General features: G+C 53.0%; 19 protein-coding genes and 1 pseudogene. 3 read left to right on the top strand and 17 right to left on the bottom strand.

Annotated features, from left to right (window positions below):
* Positions 1–37: 37 nt before the first annotated feature.
* From JHU38_RS02215 to JHU38_RS02150, 14 genes and pseudogenes are all read right to left on the bottom strand, one after another.
* Positions 38–457, bottom strand: a pseudogene (locus JHU38_RS02215) (DUF4138 domain-containing protein); the annotation flags it as partial.
* A 36-nt stretch (positions 458–493) separates the two neighbouring features.
* Complete coding sequence (traM, locus tag JHU38_RS02210; protein ID WP_004371729.1) at positions 494–1,840, bottom strand: conjugative transposon protein TraM; 1,347 nt, start codon at positions 1,838–1,840, stop codon at positions 494–496.
* Positions 1,821–2,108, bottom strand: a complete 288-nt coding sequence (locus tag JHU38_RS02205; protein WP_174362025.1) for a TraL conjugative transposon family protein — start codon at positions 2,106–2,108, stop codon at positions 1,821–1,823. Before JHU38_RS02205 ends, traM begins: the two co-directional genes overlap by 20 nt.
* 27 nt (positions 2,109–2,135) lie before the next feature.
* A complete protein-coding gene (gene traK / locus JHU38_RS02200; RefSeq protein WP_004371727.1) occupies positions 2,136–2,759 on the bottom strand; it encodes a conjugative transposon protein TraK in 624 nt (207 codons plus the stop codon).
* A 33-nt stretch (positions 2,760–2,792) separates the two neighbouring features.
* Positions 2,793–3,797: a conjugative transposon protein TraJ gene (traJ, locus tag JHU38_RS02195; protein WP_004371726.1), complete on the bottom strand. Its 1,005-nt coding sequence runs from the start codon at positions 3,795–3,797 to the stop codon at positions 2,793–2,795.
* A gap of 3 nt (positions 3,798–3,800) precedes the next feature.
* Complete coding sequence (locus JHU38_RS02190) at positions 3,801–4,430, bottom strand: DUF4141 domain-containing protein (protein ID WP_025072698.1); 630 nt, start codon at positions 4,428–4,430, stop codon at positions 3,801–3,803.
* A gap of 23 nt (positions 4,431–4,453) precedes the next feature.
* Positions 4,454–4,834 (bottom strand): DUF3876 domain-containing protein, encoded by a 381-nt coding sequence (locus JHU38_RS02185; RefSeq protein ID WP_004371724.1) that lies wholly within the window; start codon positions 4,832–4,834, stop codon positions 4,454–4,456.
* Between the two features lie 38 nt (positions 4,835–4,872).
* Positions 4,873–7,377 carry a TraG family conjugative transposon ATPase gene (locus JHU38_RS02180; protein ID WP_004371723.1) on the bottom strand — a complete coding sequence of 835 codons (2,505 nt, stop codon included), beginning with the start codon at positions 7,375–7,377 and terminating at the stop codon, positions 4,873–4,875.
* Positions 7,374–7,706, bottom strand: a complete 333-nt coding sequence (locus JHU38_RS02175; protein WP_004371722.1) for a DUF4133 domain-containing protein — start codon at positions 7,704–7,706, stop codon at positions 7,374–7,376. The genes JHU38_RS02180 and JHU38_RS02175 overlap by 4 nt, the downstream gene beginning before the upstream one ends.
* An 11-nt stretch (positions 7,707–7,717) precedes the next feature.
* Positions 7,718–8,035, bottom strand: coding sequence for a DUF4134 domain-containing protein (locus JHU38_RS02170; RefSeq protein WP_004371721.1), 318 nt, complete (start codon positions 8,033–8,035; stop codon positions 7,718–7,720).
* A gap of 200 nt (positions 8,036–8,235) precedes the next feature.
* Positions 8,236–8,964 carry a hypothetical protein gene (locus JHU38_RS02165; RefSeq protein ID WP_004371720.1) on the bottom strand — a complete coding sequence of 243 codons (729 nt, stop codon included), beginning with the start codon at positions 8,962–8,964 and terminating at the stop codon, positions 8,236–8,238.
* Between the two features lie 16 nt (positions 8,965–8,980).
* Positions 8,981–9,334 carry a DUF3408 domain-containing protein gene (locus tag JHU38_RS02160; protein ID WP_004371719.1) on the bottom strand — a complete coding sequence of 118 codons (354 nt, stop codon included), beginning with the start codon at positions 9,332–9,334 and terminating at the stop codon, positions 8,981–8,983.
* Between the two features lie 2 nt (positions 9,335–9,336).
* On the bottom strand, positions 9,337–9,777 hold the full coding sequence (locus tag JHU38_RS02155) for a DUF3408 domain-containing protein (protein WP_004371718.1): 441 nt from the start codon (positions 9,775–9,777) through the stop codon (positions 9,337–9,339).
* A gap of 2 nt (positions 9,778–9,779) precedes the next feature.
* Complete coding sequence (locus tag JHU38_RS02150) at positions 9,780–10,829, bottom strand: ParA family protein (RefSeq protein ID WP_081040383.1); 1,050 nt, start codon at positions 10,827–10,829, stop codon at positions 9,780–9,782.
* Between the two features lie 421 nt (positions 10,830–11,250).
* Between JHU38_RS02150 and mobA the strand changes: the two genes are divergently transcribed.
* From mobA to mobC, 3 genes are read left to right on the top strand one after another with little or no spacing between them, the layout of a single operon-like run.
* A complete protein-coding gene (gene mobA / locus JHU38_RS02145) occupies positions 11,251–11,754 on the top strand; it encodes a conjugal transfer protein MobA (RefSeq protein ID WP_004371716.1) in 504 nt (167 codons plus the stop codon).
* Positions 11,733–12,980: a conjugal transfer protein MobB gene (gene mobB, locus JHU38_RS02140; protein WP_008125997.1), complete on the top strand. Its 1,248-nt coding sequence runs from the start codon at positions 11,733–11,735 to the stop codon at positions 12,978–12,980. The genes mobA and mobB overlap by 22 nt, the downstream gene beginning before the upstream one ends.
* Positions 12,981–13,010: 30 nt before the next feature.
* Positions 13,011–15,014: a conjugal transfer protein MobC gene (gene mobC / locus JHU38_RS02135; protein ID WP_004371714.1), complete on the top strand. Its 2,004-nt coding sequence runs from the start codon at positions 13,011–13,013 to the stop codon at positions 15,012–15,014.
* 148 nt (positions 15,015–15,162) lie between these two features.
* On the opposite strand, the gene JHU38_RS02130 is transcribed toward mobC, so the two are convergent.
* From JHU38_RS02130 to JHU38_RS02120, 3 genes are all read right to left on the bottom strand, one after another.
* Complete coding sequence (locus JHU38_RS02130) at positions 15,163–16,089, bottom strand: Abi family protein (RefSeq protein WP_004371713.1); 927 nt, start codon at positions 16,087–16,089, stop codon at positions 15,163–15,165.
* A 182-nt stretch (positions 16,090–16,271) separates the two neighbouring features.
* On the bottom strand, positions 16,272–16,877 hold the full coding sequence (locus tag JHU38_RS02125) for an RteC domain-containing protein (RefSeq protein ID WP_008125994.1): 606 nt from the start codon (positions 16,875–16,877) through the stop codon (positions 16,272–16,274).
* A 247-nt stretch (positions 16,878–17,124) separates the two neighbouring features.
* Positions 17,125–17,538, bottom strand: a complete 414-nt coding sequence (locus JHU38_RS02120; RefSeq protein WP_004371710.1) for a dihydrofolate reductase family protein — start codon at positions 17,536–17,538, stop codon at positions 17,125–17,127.
* Positions 17,539–17,794 lie beyond the last annotated feature (256 nt).

Raw genomic sequence — 17,794 nt, 5'->3', positions numbered from 1 at the left:
CTAACCTAATCTCTTGCCACAGAGATATTTACTAAACTGCCACTACGGGCGCACTGAAGGTGTAGAAACTGCCGTCCTCCGTGATGACGGACATATTCGTTTCGTTGGGAAAATTCCTTACGGTAGCCTTCACGCGGATGACGTTCTCCGCTCCGTCGGCTTTCCCGGCAATCAGGTCGGGCGAGCCTAAATCGACATAGCGCACCTCCGCCGGAAAAATGACGTGGACGGTCTTGTCGTAGGTCACTTCCAGACCGTGCGGCGGTATCATGCGGTCGAAGGTCAGCTTGCGCGACAGACCGTGATACAGGTCTCCGTCCGCCTCCTTCTGCGGATAGACCTCCTTCGTCAAGGTCGGCTGTTCACTTCCGTTGGTCGTTTCAACGGTTACATTCTCCTGCGCGTTGGCAGTTGCGATGCCCATAGCGAGGGCAAACATGATGATTACTTTTCTCATTACTTTTGGATTTTAGTGGTAATTTTTTTATTGATTTCAATCTTTTTCTTGGTAAAGCATGACCCTGTACCCGGCTTTCAGATGCACCTTGACGGTGCGCATCTTCCCCGCGATGTACTGGCTCGTTCCTTGTATCAGCCCCTTGCCCAAGTCGGAGGCGAGCTGCGCCCCGGCATTGGTGGAGATATTGATGCTGCTACCCAACGAACCTCCCATGTTGGCGGCGACCTCTCGGACGGCGTTCATCTCCATCGAGTTCGGGATGAAGATGCCGGGCTGTCCGTCCGTGTCATAGACCGCAAGCTCCACGGGGATAATCGTGCCGTCGTATTCCAGCGAGGTGATCCCGATGTCGAGTCGTTCACCCTGTATCTTGCCCGTGCCGACCACCACCGCACCCCGTGGGATTGTCCTGCCCGCCACCGCCATAGGCTCCAGCAGGCGAAGCCTTACCGTCTGCCCGTCCGTCACGCTCTGCGCCTCATGCACACACGCCGGGATGGTGTTCCTGTCCGATACCTCCGCCGTGCCGACAGCCGTGTTGAAACCCCGGTTGCGTTCCTGTGAGAAAGTGGCGACAAACTCCGCGTTGCTCATGGGCTGTGCAAGGGAGGAAACGACTTGGCGGGTCACTTGCCTTACGGGTGTCGCCGTGTTCTTCTTTCCCTTCTGCACGGTGGCAGGCTCTGCCGCCTGTTCCGGCTTCCCACCGTTCTGACCGCCCATGTACTTTGCCGCCAGCTCATAGGACTTCTCCATAAGTGCCACCTGTTCGTCTATAGATGAAGTCCTGCCTTTTTCACTTTCCAGTTCCGATTCCAACGAGGCGATGCGCTCCAATAGCACATCCATCTCCGCATTGTCATTCTTCGGCTGTTCGTAAAAGTTGCCGAGGGTGGCGTTCAGGTCACGGTAGGCGGCTGCGGAGGATTGGATGGTTTGCGGCGTGGCAGGCTTTGCCCTTTCTTCCTTGCCGCCCGGATTGGCGAGGTCGAAGTCCGTACCGTCCTCCGTTCCCGCTATCTCGCGGTCGAACATGTCGCCCAGCTGCCCGATGGCACGGTTGCGGCTCTCCAGCCGCTCTTCCATCTCCCCATGCTCGTAGGCTTTCAGCTTGTCGCCGATAATCTGCCGGTTCGCCTTGTCCGCGTCTGGCATCTCGGTGTTGTAGCCGTCCGTTCCCGGCGGTTGTTCCTTGCCGGAGGAAGGGGCGAATATCAACCACATCGCCCCGATGAAGACCAGCACCATAGCAGGCAGGACTATCATCTTCTGCCGTTTCAGCCGCTGCGCCTCTGTCAGCGGTTCGCGCTCCTTTTTCGGCTTTCCCGCGTCGGGAGCGGCTTTGTTCTCTTTCGTTGATTCATTCTTCGTCTGTTCCATATAAATAAGGTGTTAAGTGATTGTCAGTTTCCACCGGGGTCGGTAGTTCCACCCGTCCGGCATGTCCCGTATCCATACGTGAGCCGTCGTTTCTGCCGATGTCATAGACGGCTCTGCCGAAGGTGTAGAGGGCAAGCATCGCGAAGGCGGCGAGCATCCCCAGCACGATGCGGCGGCGTGTTTCCGGCGGCAAACCGTCCAGATACCCTTTGAGCCTTGCCACCAGCCGTTTCCGTTTGTCGTGGAGTTTCCAATACATGCCCCACATTGATTTTCTGATACTTTTCATGTCCTGTTACCGTTTGATTGTCTGTAAATCCTTGTTCTCGATGATGGTGAACCCCTCGATGGTGAAACCGTTTGGGTTGTCGTCCGACCGCGATGCGTTCAGCAGGCGGCAGGTGGTCACGAGGCTGCGCTCGGTGACGTTGCTTTGCCGGATGATTTTCTGCGTGGCGTAGGTCACGGCACGGTAGGGATAGGCGTTGAAGTCGCACACCACGCTGTCCACTTTCAGCACTTGGTTGATGTTCCCGGCGATGATGCGGTTGTAGTACCCCTTCTCCGCGAAGTCCGAATAATAGTGGTACACGCTCTTGTCCGCCAGCAGCAGGGCACGTTTTACGTTGTGTTCAATCGCGCTTTTTTCAGGTGACAGCGTGAAGAAAAGCTCGTGGAAGCGGCGCACATGCTCCCGTGCTTCCGCCGGGCGGTTCTGCGATAAATCCTGAGAGAGAGCCAGCATCAGCGACTTGCCGTTGTCCAGCACATAGATTTTCTCCCGTTGCTTCTCTGCGAAACGGTAGGAGTTCCACACGCTCCACACCGTCACCACAGCGCACAGCGAGAGGAAGACGATACCGAACAGGCGTAGCTGCCTGAACGATGATTCGATGTTTCTGAGTGACTTAAATTCCATTCTTAATTCTGTTTCAATGATTCTACATGATTGTTATTTCAGCAATTTGCCGGCACGTCCCATCATATTGCCTGTCGCAGCTCCGGCAACACTGCCCGCCATTCCTCCGGCACGTCCCGCCATCTGGTTCACGTTGCGACCGTAACCGCCCATGCCTCCGGCTTGGATAATCCAGCCGGCAACGGTGGGAATGGTGAAGTAGCCGATGATGCCGATGCAGAGGAACACGATGTACACCCCGTCGCTCGAATCCAGCGAGAAGTTCGGGTCTGCCTGCATCCGCTCGATGTCGCTTTGCAGCATCAGCACCTGTATCTTCGCCAGTATGGTGCTGAACATGTCCGACACCGGCAGCCACAGATATACCTGTATGTAGCGGCATATCCACTGCGTGAGCGTGCTTTGGAAACCGTCCCACACCGATATGGCGAAGGCTATCGGACCGAGTATCGCCAGCACCACGAGGAAGAAGGTTCGGACGGTGTCTATCACGAGGGCGGCGGCTTGGAACAGCAATTCCAGTATCTCGCGGAAGAAGTCGCGGATGTTTTTCTTCATGTTGTACATTCCCCGGTCGATATACATCCCCGCCATCGTCACCATGTCGGAGGGCGACCAGCCGAGTTCCTCCAGCTGCTTGTCAAACTCCTCGTTGGACACGAGGTAGGCGGTTTCGGGGTTGCGCATCATCGCCTCGTATTCCAATTTGTCCTTCTGCTGGCGGTAGGTGTTCATGTCCAGCGTTTCCGCCTCCAGCATCTTTGCCGTGCCCTGTACGACGGGTGAGAGGATGCTGTTTATCGTGCCCAGCACCACAGTCGGGAAGAACATGATGCACAGACCGATGGCAAAAGGACGGAGCATCGGGAATACGTCTATCGGTTCGGCTCTCGCCAGCGACTGCCATACCCGGTAGGCGACGTAGAACAGCGCACCCAGTCCGGCGATGCCTTTCGCCACACCCGCCATGTCTCCGCACAACGGCATCATCTGCTCGTAAAGCGAACGTAGAATCTGGTGAAGGTTGTCGAAATTCATAGGCTACCAGTATCTTTCGTTCATGTTTCCGTACAGCCCCATGATGCGGTCGAGGTCGTTCTTCTTTTTCGCACGCAGGTAGCTCACGGAGATGTTCTTGTTCGTGTAGTAACTTACGAGGTTGCGGTAACGCTTCATCTTCGAGTGGCAGCGTTCCACCACGTCCATGCGCTCCTTGTCGGTCATGGAGAGCGTGGTGATGTTCACCACATTCTTCAGTTCCGTCAATACTTCGTTGCTCTCTTCCAGCAGTTTCGTGTAACCGAAAGCGATTGCCGACAGCTCTTCTGGTCTGAAATTTCCATCACGGAGCATCCTTTGGAAACTGTTTACATAAATGTCGGTGATGTCGCCTACCATCAGGATGGTCTGCTGCACCTTGCGGGCGTCCTTGACGAGATTGTTCACCGATTTGAGAGCATCGTAATACTTTTTGCCCTGCTGATAGATTTTCACCGTTTCCTGAAAGTTGCTCACCATGTTCGTGGCAGTCTTGGAGGTATGGATGATGTTTTTGGAGGCATTGATGATACCCTGCGCCAGATTGCCCGGATCGCTTACGACCCACTGTGCGCTTGCCCTGCCTGCGAAAAGCAGGCACAGGCAGATAATCATTGTTATTCTTGTTCTCATGTTACTTTGGATTTTAGTGGTTGTTATTCTTCTGTCGGGTGTCCCGGCTGCGGTTTCACCCGCACATAGTCGCCGCCCGGCGAGAAGGTCAGCACGTCCGTGGCCTCGTTATAGGACACGTCGATGCGGAAGCCGGTGTTCATGAACAGGTTGCCGGTTTTCTCCTGCAAGAGATAGGTTTCCGGTTTCAGCTTGCGGCGCAGACCGCTCCGGCGGAACACCGTCACCTTGTAGGCTTCGCCCTCCTTGTAGATAAGCACGTCGGGCTTCCCCTCCACGCTCTCCCAGTTCCCGCACAGCATATCACGGCGGTTGTCGGCCACGTCGCAGGATTGCAGCATCATGACCGCCAATCCGATCAGACACTTGCTGACTTGCAGCATTTTCACTTTTGGTAAATTCATATGCGTTTTCCTTTTTTTGTTGATACATTCTGTTTTAGTTATTCCTTGTTCCTCCGCCTTTCGGCAAGCTGCCGGATGGCGGCTTCGATGTCACCGCCCAGCTTCTCCGCCAGACGGTAAACCTCCACTTTTTCCGTTTCTTCGGTAGTGTACGCCAGATACTCTTCTGCACTGACCTCGGTGGCATAGACCGCCGATTGTGTGCCACCCAAGCCTATCCACACCTCCTTGTAGAGCCGTGAAGGGTTGTTCGCCATGTTGATGGAGAGTATCTGCGACTTCTCCTTTTCCGTCAGTCCGAGCAACGCCTGTATCTGGTCGAACTTGTTCATATACTTGCGCTGGTCGAGAAGTATCTTGCAGTCGGAGTTGTTGATGATGCTCTCCTTGACCACCGGAGAACTGATGATGTCGTCCACCTCCTGCGTCACCACGATTGCCTCGCCGTAATATTTTCTGACCGTCTTGTACATATAACGTAGGTATTCAGCCATGTTTGCCGAAGAGAGGGCCTTCCAAGCCTCCTCCACGATAAGCTGTTTCCGCACCCCTTTCAGCCGCCGCATCTTGTTGATGAAGGCTTCCATGATGATGATAGTCACGACGGGGAACAGTTCGCGGTTCTCTTTTATACTGTCAATCTCGAAGACGATGAACCGCTTGCCGAGCAGATCGATGTTCTCCGTGGAGTTGAGCAGGAAGTCGTAACGTCCGCCCCGGTAATACTGCCGCATGGTGGTGAGCATGTTGTCGATGTTGAAGTCGGACTTCTCCACCTTGATGTCGCGCTGCGCCAGTTCCGTGCGGTAGTCGTCGCGCATATACTCGTAGAAAGTGTTGAACGACGGCACGATGCTACGGTCGGATTGGATACGCTCGATGTAGGCACTCACGGCACTGCCCAGTTCGCCGCTCTCCGTCTTCGTCACCTTGTCGTCCTCCGATTTCCAGAGCGTAAGAAGCAGGGTCTTGATGCTGTCCTTCTTCTCCACATCGAAGATGTAATCATCGGTGTAGAACGGGTTGAATGATATGGGCTTCTCTTCCGTGTAGGTGAAATACACGCCGTCCACTCCGCCTGTCTTGCGCCGGATCATGCCGCACAAGCCCTGATAGGAGTTTCCCGTGTCCACCAATACCACATGTGCGCCTTGCTCATAATATTGGCGCACGAGGTGGTTCATGAAGAACGACTTGCCGCTGCCCGAAGGACCCAGCACGAACTTGTTGCGGTTGGTCGTGATACCCCGCTTCATCGGAAGGTCGCTGATGTCGAGGTGCAGCGGTTTCCCTGTGAGCCTGTCCACCATCTTGATGCCGAAGGGCGAGAGCGAGCTGCGGTAGTTGGTTTCCTCCGTGAACAGGCACACCGCCTGTTCGATGAAAGTGTGGAAACTCTCTTCCGCCGGGAAGTCCGCCGCATTGCCGGGTATCGCCGCCCAGTAGAGTGTAGGGCAGTCGATGGTGTTGTGGCGCGGCACGCACTCCATGCTTGCCAGCTGGCTGCCCACGTCGTTCCTTATGTGCTTCAGTTCCTCCGCGTCGTCGCTCCACGCCATGACGTTGAAGTGCGCCCGTACCGAGGTCAGCCCGTAGGACCGGGCTTCGTTCAGGTATTGGTCTATCCACTCGCGGTTGATGCTGTTGCTCCTTGAATAGCGTGAGAGCGACTGCATGTTACGGGCGGACTTCTCGAACTTCTGCAAGGCTTCCTCGCTGTTATTTATCAGCACATACTGGTTGTAGATATGGTTGCAGGAGAGCAGCAGCCCCACCGGGGAGGCGAAGGAGAGGCGGCAGTCGCTCCGGTCGGTGGAGAGCTTCTCGTAACGGGTGTCGGTAGCCACCTTGCCCGGCAGGTCTTCCGCGTCGGAGAGGGTGTGCAGACACAGGCGGTTGTCGCCGATGCGCATCTCCCTTGCCGAAAGTTCGATGTCCTGCAAGGTGATGTCACCTTCCGGCATGAGCGAGAAGTAGCGTTCTACCAGCCCCGCCTTACCCTCCGTCCCCACAATCTCGTCGGTGGAGAGGCGGCGCAACCTGACAAGCCCGCTGTCGTTCATGATACGCTCGAACTGTTCGCAGGCTTCCATGAACTTGGTCGTGGTTTCCCTGTCCAGCTCTTTCGGGATGATGTGCCCTCGGCACAGCGTGCTGAAGTTGCTCTGCATCCGGCTACGCTCCTTCGTCGTCTTGGTCAGGTAGAGGTAGCAGGTGTGTTTCAGGTACGGACGCTCGTTGAAGTGACGCTCGAAGCTCCGTGAGAGGAAACTCATGTCGTCCTTCTGAAGCTCCGGCTTGTAGCGTTCCTTGATAAACCAGTCCTGCTTGTGAACGACGGAGTAGTCCGGCAGCACCTTGATTGCCTTGCACCAGCAGCCGTGTATCGCCTCGTACTCCGCGCCCGTCACGGTGTAAAGCTCCGGCAGCTCCACCTCGAAAGCCACCGTGATGTCGGCGTCCTTTGAGATGATGCAGCCATGCTCCACCGCAAGCAGGGGAAACTTGTTTTCCAGTGTTGTCATTTTTGATGTATTCCTCATGTCGTTTCTTCCTTTCGTTGTCGTTTGAACAGACGGGTTATCCGCCGCCGGTTGATAAGGTATCGGGGATGGCTCCGTGACGCTCCCAATTTCATCAGCCCGTGTTCGCCGTACCGGGCGTTCAGCGCGAAGGTCTGCCACACAAGGAGGGAGGACGATGCCGCGCCGAAGCCGATACATATCCACTGGTCGATACCGACCATGTAGAGGATGACGAACAGGACGAAGAGAGCCAGCAGACCTCCGCAGAAAATGAAGAGGTACTGTGCCTTCAAGCCCTTGAACTCTACCGGACGGCCGATACCCTTGTTTACCGGGTATTCAGCCATACATTATTACATTAAAGGAAGAATGAGCGCAGGATGGTGGCGGCTACAATCAGGAAGATACACGCGCCGAACCAGCTTGCTGCTGTTTTTGAGGTGTCGGGGTCACCCGATGAGAATTTTCCGTACACTTTCACGCCCCCGATAAGCCCGACGACCGCGCCGATGGCGTATATCAGTTTAGTTCCGGGGTCGAAATACGAACTCACCATAGAGGTGGCTTCGTTGATGCCCGCGATGCCGTTTCCTTGCGCGAAAGCGGAGGCGGTTGCGGCGATGAAAAGTGCCGCGGATAGGATTGCTTTTCTGTTTTTCAAGATGTTCTTGTTCATGAATTGTCCTTGTTTTTTGCCGTCGAAAGGGTGGATAGTCCTTTGTCGGGCGGTTGTTACTCTGTTACTTTACTTTGGTTTTAGTGGATGCCCGTTTGTTTCCACAGACGTGGGCGTGTCCGTTGCGGACGGGATACGCCTTGCGTTTCCTTGCCGCGTGGGTTGATGTCACTATTTCATGTCCATTCCTTTTTCAGTTGTCATACATAGTTTCGGATGTCGAAATCCTCGATGTTGTCCGGCACGATGAACTCCTTTTCGGGTTTCTTCAGCCGGATCTCGATAAGCCCCTTGATGCGGATGCCTATCTCCGAAGAGCCTTCCATCATTTTCTCGTACAGCTCCGTGCCTTCCATGTCGGTGAACACCTTCGCCGCCTTTTCACGTTCCGCCTGTGTCGCGTCCGGGTTCATGGCGGTCTTGCAGGCGTCGTCAATCTCGTCAAAGCTGCTGCCCGAAGCCCGTGGCGTGTCCGAAGCGTCTTCATCCGGTTCGTCCTCCCCGTATCCCAGTTCCTCCGGCGGCATGCTCGTGAAGGTCTCATCGAGCTTTTCCTCCGGGACTTGCGCCGGGCGGGACGCGGTTTCCGTGTTTCCGTCGTCAAAAGTAGCCTCTTCCTCCGACAGCTCAATGCCTTTTTCCAAAGTGGCGGCTTCTTGCGCCGGTATGGCAGCGATTGTCCGGGTGGATGCCATTTTGAAACGGCTCTTGCCGATGATGTCCCCCTTTGCCGTGGAAACTTCCTCATGTGCCGCTACGCTCTTTGGCCCATTCCTGTCCAACGACCGCCATAATCCGGCGATGCCCTTGAAGAAGCGGACAAGCCGCATGTCCATGATGCGCTCGTAAAGGAGCAGGAACAGGAACCATAGGTTGCAGCCGACCGATACCGCCAGCAGAATGTCTGTCATGCTGATTGTTTCATTCATATACTTCCGGTTTTAGTTAGAATACTGAATTGTAATTCCGGGCGTAAAGGCTCTTTATAGCGTCCTCGCACTGGTTGAAGTGGTGCGTCAGCACATGGTCGATGTAGGCGGACAGTGTAAGCCTATCATGCCCGATTACACGGGTGATGCGCATGATACGCTCGTGGTACTCCGGACGCACATACGCCATCTTGCCCTCCCGCGCCTTTACTTCCGGGTCGCGGATGAATAGACGTTCATAGTCCTTCTCGCAGCATTTGCCGCTCACCGGGACGGGCGACAGTATTTCCACGCTCGCCTGCACTTGGGCAAGCATGCCTCCGCAGTCCTGCTGCGGTCTTTTTTCATTCGGTGTCATTTCTTTTTCCATTTTCAAATCAGATCTTCACGTTGTTTCTTGTACAGTTCGTTGATTCTCTCCTTGTGCTGTTCCAGATGCTGGCGCAGCACGGTATCCACATAGCCGCCCACAGAGATTTCCCCTCCGGCGATGTCGTTCACGATTTTGAGGATCTTGCCGTGTACGTCGCGGCTGATATAGACACACTGGCGGGTCTTTATCTCGTTGCGGCGCAGGAACAGCTCGTTATAGTCCTCGTCCTGCCTTTTCCGGCGGCCGCCTTCCCTCTGCGCTCTCTCCCGTGTCACGGGTTGAGCCGGTGGCGGCTCCGGTGCGGCGGTGTCCTCTCCGGTCGGTACGGCTGCGGGGTCTTCCTGCGCCGGGCGTAGTGTCCCGTCCTGTGTGCGCCGCCCGATAGATGCCAACAGCAGTTCCTCGTCGATGCCTTCCGTGTTTACTTTCCTGCTGCCCATGCTCACTGCGGTCTGATGATGTCGCTTATCTCTTCGGAAAACTCACGGATGCCGCTCCCTTTCAGCAGTGCCGTGTCCATCGGGAAGATGGTGGAGCGGAAAACGCTCTTGCGCTCTTCCGAAAGGTCGCGGCGGAACTTCTTGCTGTCGGGCAGGCGGGTGGAAAGCACCGGGAAGCCCATTTCGGCTATCACTTCCTCGTAGATGCCGTACAGGTCGTTCCTCTCCCTGCCGTCCACCATCGTCCAGAACAGATGCAGCCCCTTTGTTTTCGCTTGCCCGGTTGTCATCAGCCTGTCGCGGAACATCGTGACGAATTTCAGGGTACTTTCCACGACAAAGCGGTCGGCACTCAGGGGCGTGAAGATGTAGTCCATCTGCGAGAGCGTCTTTATCACGCCGTTGCTCCGGAGTGTCCCCGGCATGTCGAAGAAAACCACGTCGGGCTTCACGACCTCGGCGGCGATCATCCTTTCCGCATCGTCGAGGGCGTTCACCGCGTTGCTCTTGATGACCGGATAGGCGTTCTTCTTTATCTTGCGGAAATGGTCGCACGCGAGAGCCTTGAAGTAGATGCTCCTGCCGATGAGTGCCGTCTCATGTTCGCGCAGGCCGTGGATGCTGTGCTGCGGGTCGTCGCAGTCCACGACGGCGACATTGTAGCCTTTCACGTTGTGCAGGTAGCTGGCGGCGAGTGCCGTGACGGTGGATTTGCCGATGCCACCTTTCTGTGTTGCGAATGCAACGAAGATTTCCTTACTCATGGTTCTATTCAGTTTAATTGTTGATGATTTTGTTTTCTGTTTACATGCGAATTGAATTACCGCATTATCCGTTTCCGTGAACAGGCACACGGGCGGGTCACCGCGTATCCGGTTCTGCGGTGAAGCGGTGCGGCGGACAAGTGATGAATGACGACACTGCGTCATGAAGTCATTGAATCCATGCGTCACCGAATTGTCGGACAACCGGGTTTCCGACGGTTCGGGTATCCGTTTCGGCAAGTGTCCGCCGAAGCGGTTGTCCGGGTATTTGAATATTCCTTTCCTCATATCTTCAAACCGTTAGTTTCTTGAATCATGCTGCAAATAAACAAGTATATTTTTGAACTTGTATCACTTCCCAAGCAAGTGGCGGCATGTTGCGCCGGTTGGCAGCCATTGGCCGGGTCAAGTATCTGTTCGTTACCGCTTTAAGAGCGTAACTTTGCACCCGGACGGCAGGGTTCGCCGATGGCGCGCGGCCCGGAGTCCTGAAAGGTATTTTCCCAATCCGTCCCCTGACGGATTTTTATGTTCACCTGAACATAGCAAGGTATGTTTTCAGCCGCTCAAAATATTTTGAGCATCCCGGAAAACGCCTTGCCCTTGCAGGGGGCGGGCTTTCCCTCCGAAGTCGGGAAGCCTTTCAGAACTGCGGTGCCGTGACCCGAAGCGGCGGCTTATGCCGTCAATCCGCTAAATCCAAAGTAATATGAAAGAGAAAAGGAAAAGCAAAGCAGGGAGAAATCCCAAACTTGATCCGGCGGTGTACCGGTACACCGTCCGTTTCAACGAGGAGGAACACAACCGTTTCCTCGCCATGTTCGGAAAATCGGGTGTCTATGCGCGGTCGGTTTTCCTCAAAGCGCACTTCTTCGGACAGCCGTTCAAGGTGCTGAAGGTGGACAAGACGTTGGTGGACTATTACACCAAGCTGTCGGATTTTCATGCGCAGTTCCGCGCCGTAGGTACGAATTACAACCAAGTCGTGAAGGAACTGAGGCTGCATTTTTCAGAGAAAAAGGCGATGGCGTTGCTCTATAAATTGGAGCAACACACCGTCGAACTCGTGAAACTGAGCCGTCAGATTGTGGAACTGTCAAGGGAGCTGAAAGAGCAGCGAGAGCAGAGCCAAACTTGTTTGGACTCTGCCGAGTCGCGTTTGAAGAAGAGTGAAACTCAAATGGAGGCGAAATGGTCGCAAAAATCAGTGTAGGCAGCTCGTTGTACGGCGCGATTGCCTACAACGGGGAGAAGATTAACGAGGCACAGGGGCGGCTTCTCACCACCAACCGCATCTATAATGACGGTTCGGGGAAGGTGGACATCGGCAAGGCGATGGAGGGCTTCCACACCTTCCTGCCACCGCAGATGAAAGTGGAGAAACCGGTGGTGCATATCTCGCTCAACCCGCACCCGGAGGATGTGCTGACCGATGCGGAATTGCAGGACATCGCCCGCGAGTATCTGGAAAAGCTCGGTTTTGGCAACCAGCCTTATCTTGTATTCAAGCACGAGGACATCGACCGTCACCATCTGCACATTGTGACGGTGCGGGTGGATGAGAACGGGAAATGTATCAGCGACAAGAACAACTACTACCGCAGCAAGCAGATTACTCGTGAGCTTGAAAGGAAATACGGGCTGCACGATGCGGAGCGCAGGAACCGCCGTCTTGACACGCCGCTATGTAAAGTGGACGTATCGGCAGGCGATGTGAAGAAGCAGGTAGGCAATACCCTGAAGGCTCTGAACGGGCAGTACCGTTTCCAGACGATGGGCGAATACCGTGCGCTCCTTTCCTTATATAATATGACGGTGGAGGAAGCGAGGGGTAACGTGCGCGGACGGGAATATCACGGGCTGGTCTATTCCGTCACGGACGACAAGGGCAACAAGGTCGGCAACCCGTTCAAGTCCTCGCTTTTCGGGAAGTCCGCAGGCTATGAAGCCGTGCAGAATAAGTTTGCCCGTTCCAAGCTTGAGATTAAGGACAGGAAACTCGCCGACATGACGAAACGCACCGTCCTTTCCGTGCTGCAAGGCACTTATGACAAGGACAGGTTTGTGTCCCTGCTCAAAGAGAAAGGCATCGACACCGTGTTGCGCCATACGGAGGAAGGGCGCATCTACGGGGCTACTTTCATCGACCACCGCACGGGGTGCGTGCTGAACGGCTCACGCATGGGCAAGGAGCTTTCGGCGAATGCCTTGCAGGAACATTTTACCCTGCCATACGCAGGACAGCCGCCGATACCGCTATCCATCCCTGTGGATGCTGCGGACAAGGCGCACGGGCAGACCGCATACGACCGTGAAGACGTATCGGGCGGAATGGGCTTGCTCACTCCCGAAGGTCCGGCGGTAGATGCCGAGGAAGAGGCTTTCATCCGGGCGATGAAGCGCAAAAAGAAGAAAAAGCGCAAGGGCTTGGGTATGTAATCGGAGTATCAACAATTAAAAAATCAATGTATGTCACAACAAGAAGACGATTTGAGGGCATTGGCGAAAATCATGGATTTTCTGCGTGCCGTGAGTATCATTTTAGTGGTCATGAACGTGTACTGGTTCTGCTACGAAGCCATCCGGCTGTGGGGCGTGAACATCGGTGTGGTGGACAAAATCCTGATGAACTTCGACCGCACGGCGGGGCTGTTCCATTCCATACTGTACACGAAGCTGTTTGCCGTCCTGCTGCTTGCCCTGTCCTGTCTGGGTACGAAGGGTGTCAAGGGAGAGAAAATCACTTGGAGAAAAATATGGACGGCACTCGCCATCGGGTCCGTGCTGTTTTTCCTGAACTGGTGGATACTGGCTCTGCCGTTGCCGGTCGAAGCGGTGACGGGGCTGTATATCATTACCATCGGTACAGGCTATGTCTGCCTTTTGATGGGCGGTCTGTGGATGAGCCGTCTGTTGAAACACAATCTGATGGAGGATGTTTTCAACAATGAGAACGAGAGTTTCATGCAGGAAACAAGGCTCATCGAAAGCGAGTATTCGGTCAATCTGCCCACACGCTTCTATTACAAAAAGCGTTGGAACAACGGCTGGATCAATGTGGTGAATCCCTTCCGTGCGTCCATCGTGTTGGGTACGCCGGGCAGCGGCAAATCCTACGCAGTGGTGAACAGCTTTATCAAGCAACAGATTGAAAAGGGCTTCTCAATGTATGTGTACGACTTCAAATTCAGTGACTTGTCCACCATAGCCTACAACCATTTGCTGAACCACCCGGAGGGCTACAAGGTGAAGCCGAAATTCTATGTGATCAATTTCGACGACCCGCGACGCTCACACCGTTGCAATCCCATACACCCGGATTTCATGGAGGATATTACGGACGCTTACGAGAGTGCCTACACGATAATGCTCAACCTCAATAAAACGTGGGTGCAAAAGCAGGGCGACTTCTTCGTGGAGTCACCTATCATTCTGTTTGCCAGTATTATCTGGTATCTCAAAATCTATCAGAACGGGAAATACTGCACGTTTCCCCATGCCATCGAGTTTTTGAACCGCCGTTACGAGGATATTTTTCCGATACTGACTTCCTATCCCGAACTGGAGAATTACCTTTCCCCGTTCATGGATGCTTGGCTCGGAGGGGCTGCGGAGCAGCTCATGGGGCAGATAGCGTCGGCAAAAATTCCGCTTTCGAGGATGATTTCCCCGCAGCTCTACTGGGTGATGTCGGACAGCGAATTTACGCTGGACATCAACAATCCCGAAGAGCCGAAAATCCTATGCGTGGGCAACAATCCCGACCGTCAGAACATTTACGGGGCGGCTCTCGGTCTGTATAACTCCCGTATCGTGAAACTCATCAACAAGAAGGGGATGCTGAAGTCGTCGGTCATCATCGACGAGCTGCCCACGATATACTTCAAAGGGTTGGACAATCTTATAGCTACCGCCCGAAGCAACAAGGTTGCCGTGTGTCTGGGCTTTCAGGATTTCAGCCAGTTAGTGCGCGACTACGGCGATAAGGAAGCAAAAGTCGTGATGAATACGGTCGGTAACATTTTCTCCGGGCAGGTGGTAGGAGAAACGGCAAAGACACTATCGGAGCGGTTCGGGAAGGTGTTGCAGAAACGGCAGTCTATCTCCATCAACCGGCAGGATGTTTCCACCTCCATCAACACGCAGATGGACGCGCTTATCCCGCCGAGCAAGATTTCCGGGCTTACGCAGGGTATGTTTGTCGGTTCGGTGTCCGACAACTTCAACGAGCGCATCGAGCAGAAGATTTTCCACTGCGAGATTGTGGTGGATGCCGAGAAGGTGAAGCGGGAGGAAAGTGCCTACAAGAAAATACCTGTCATTACCGATTTCACGGACGAGGACGGAAACGACCGCATGAAGGATACGGTGCAGGCGAACTACCGGCGCATCAAGGAAGAGGTGAAGCAGATTGTGCAGGATGAACTGGAACGCATCGCAGGCGATGACAACCTGAAGCACCTGTTGCAGTAGAAATAAAAAAACAGAGGTGGCGGAAAATATCTCCGTCACCTCTTAAAATGAAGAACGCCTCCCAAGTATGCTGTCTTACGATGCGCCCAGGAGGTTTATTGTATTGCTTCTCTTTTTGTTTTTCCGCACCTGTAAACAGGCACTTTTTTCATTTCCAAATCGGCTCTTCTTTCCAGCGGTTGAAGAAGCCTATCTTGTAGATGGGCACATCCGCATACTCCTCAAACAATGCCAGCAGTTTCTCTTTGAACGTATGCCCCTCGTCTATGGCATTGCAGAGATATAACATTGCCGTAATCACATAGAACGGTTTTTTCTGCTGTACCTCGGTCAATGGACGGGAAAGCCATGTCATTCGCGGATTATGAATTTCACAAGGCCGTTTGACCATGTTCCGACTCCATATTCTGGAATGGTGCGCGATTATGTTGCGCATATATGAAATGGCTTCAAGCCATCCCGAAAGTTCATTGTGTAGATTCAGCCCCATATCATTGGCTATTGCTGATTTTTCGGGCAGTTGGTGGTTAAGGTTCTTGTATATCTTGGAAAGTGTGCCGAATGTGGCCACTTCAAATATAATCCACGCATCCGGGTGTTCGTCAAGCGTCTTTTCACCGCTTGCATCAGTCACAAGGTGCTTGCGCCTGTAGTCTTTCACAAAAATCTCATTGCTCCGTAAGAATTCTTCTATCAGTTCTTTGAGGTGCTGTGTGTGAAAAGCGACATCAGCAAACAATCTCGGGTCACGATACCACAGCCCTCCGTAGGATTGTGAAAGATGATAAATCATCTTTGTGCGTAGCGTGATTTCTATTGTTTCGATGGCATCAAATAAAATAAGGCGCAGTTCCTTGTCGAAATAATAGCGTGTGATTACATCTTCCAGTTTGGAATCCGGCTGAAACAGATGATTGGCTCTATCGGACTGCATGTCCCACCAATATCCCTTCAAACGATAGTAGCTGATATGAGCCAAATGTCGGGCAGCGAAACCTTCATCGCCGACAAGCATTCCTCTTTGTTTGAGCAGTTCTATTTGTTCATCAATGGAACGTGATTCCTTATTTGCCATACCGTTATAAAAAAGAATGACCCGCCGGCAGATCTTACGGTATGCCAAACGGGTACTGTTATCGTTGAACACGGTCAGAACCGCATGTCTTCTTAATTGTAGATGCAAAGATAAGACTTTTTTATGTAACGACAAAAAATAAGCCGATTTTTCATTCAAACGATGAAAAGGTATAGAAATACTTACCGTCTTTTTATTTCCAGTTCCTCATCGCGCATCATCCTCTCATTCAGTTTCTCCTGCATCCTGTCAAGGAAGTAGGTGCGGCTTTCGTTCTTCCGGCGTTTGATATCGGTGTAGAAGCGGTAGCAGTCCTTCGACTCAACCCCGAATATCTTGTAAAGAAGCGGGGCAAGCTGTTTGAGCGGCATATTGCCGTTGTTGATACAACCCATCTCGTCGATGCCGTAGATAAGCTCCACGAGGTCTATGGCGTTGCCCGTCCATTGCAGGAGGCTGGCGGTGTTTTCAGTTGCGTTGTTGGCGGATATTAGTGGCGGCACTTGGGGCGTGGCAAGGAATTTTTGCATCTTCCTGATGAAAGACAGGGCCTTGCTGATGTAGGCGGCAATCTCTTTTCTTTCTTCTGATAGATTGCGCACGGGATGGTGCTGCAACTCGATTTCGATGTAAGCAAGCGCGATAATGGTAAGGTTCGCATCCATGCCGCCGTTACACAGTTCAATCACTTGGGTGGCGAAAGCCGTATATGCCGTTTCCATATTGCAGTCACCGGCTTCGTTTATCAGGCGGAAGAAGTCGGTTTCCGCCAGCAAGAAATAATTCATGGTTCTGTCAATTTTGAAAATTACACTTTGTTTTCTGCGTGCGCACATAAATATAATTGGCAAAACATGTGTCAGAAAGCAAAAAATCCGGCACCGGCTTTTTCAAGGTGCTGGAATTCAGTGGTATAAAATTCAATATTTTTCCAAAGGAATGAATTTATACGGGATTAAATTGTTCATAATCAGAACATTTCTTCTATTTCCGAAAACAAAATTGTATGACTGCCGTACATTTTGGCTGTCTTGCTTATTTGTCAAGGGTGTAGATACTTCGGCATACACCGTTAGGATAGCTTTTCACAGAGGAAAGCGTCCAGTGTTGCTTTGGCAGAGCCGATTTGAAAAAATGCCGCCCACTTCCTAAAATGAAAGGAACGTTGTATAGTATGATTTCATCCACAGCGTGCATACGCAGTAGTCCGTTTATATAATCTGCCGTATCCGGTGTGGCTTCCGCGAGGTAACGGATGTTTGTGCCGTCTTTTCTCCATTCGTGCAGCATTGAAATGGAATAGTCCGGTGTCACACGGTAAAGGGCTTTCTTCCTGATTTCATCAAGACCGCAACGGTCAAGGCACAAATCCTGATGTGTTTTATCATATAACTCTGAAGAAAGACATCCGTCCATCGTCAGTACAGCGAGAATCTGAACTTTACCCATAATCGTTTCTTTTCGTTAGGCAAGGGTAAAAAAGTAGCGTGCAATTCACACTACCTTCAAGCGATGGCTCTGGTAAAGCCTTTACGGAGAGTACGTGAATGCACGCTATGCGTAAGCATAGCATAAGCATCACGCAATCGTCTCCGTAGTTCCAATTTACCAGATTTTCGCTTGAAACGCCTTGCGGTCTTATCCTATATGTTGGCGGCGAAAAGCTCCTGCCAATCGCCGTTTTTCTCAAATGTTATGCAAAGAT

It is taken from the genome of Prevotella illustrans, from assembly GCF_017426725.1.
Classification (GTDB): domain Bacteria; phylum Bacteroidota; class Bacteroidia; order Bacteroidales; family Bacteroidaceae; genus Prevotella; species Prevotella illustrans.
The sequence above is the reverse complement of the archived record's forward strand: the minus strand, read 5'-3'. Positions and strand labels throughout refer to the sequence as shown.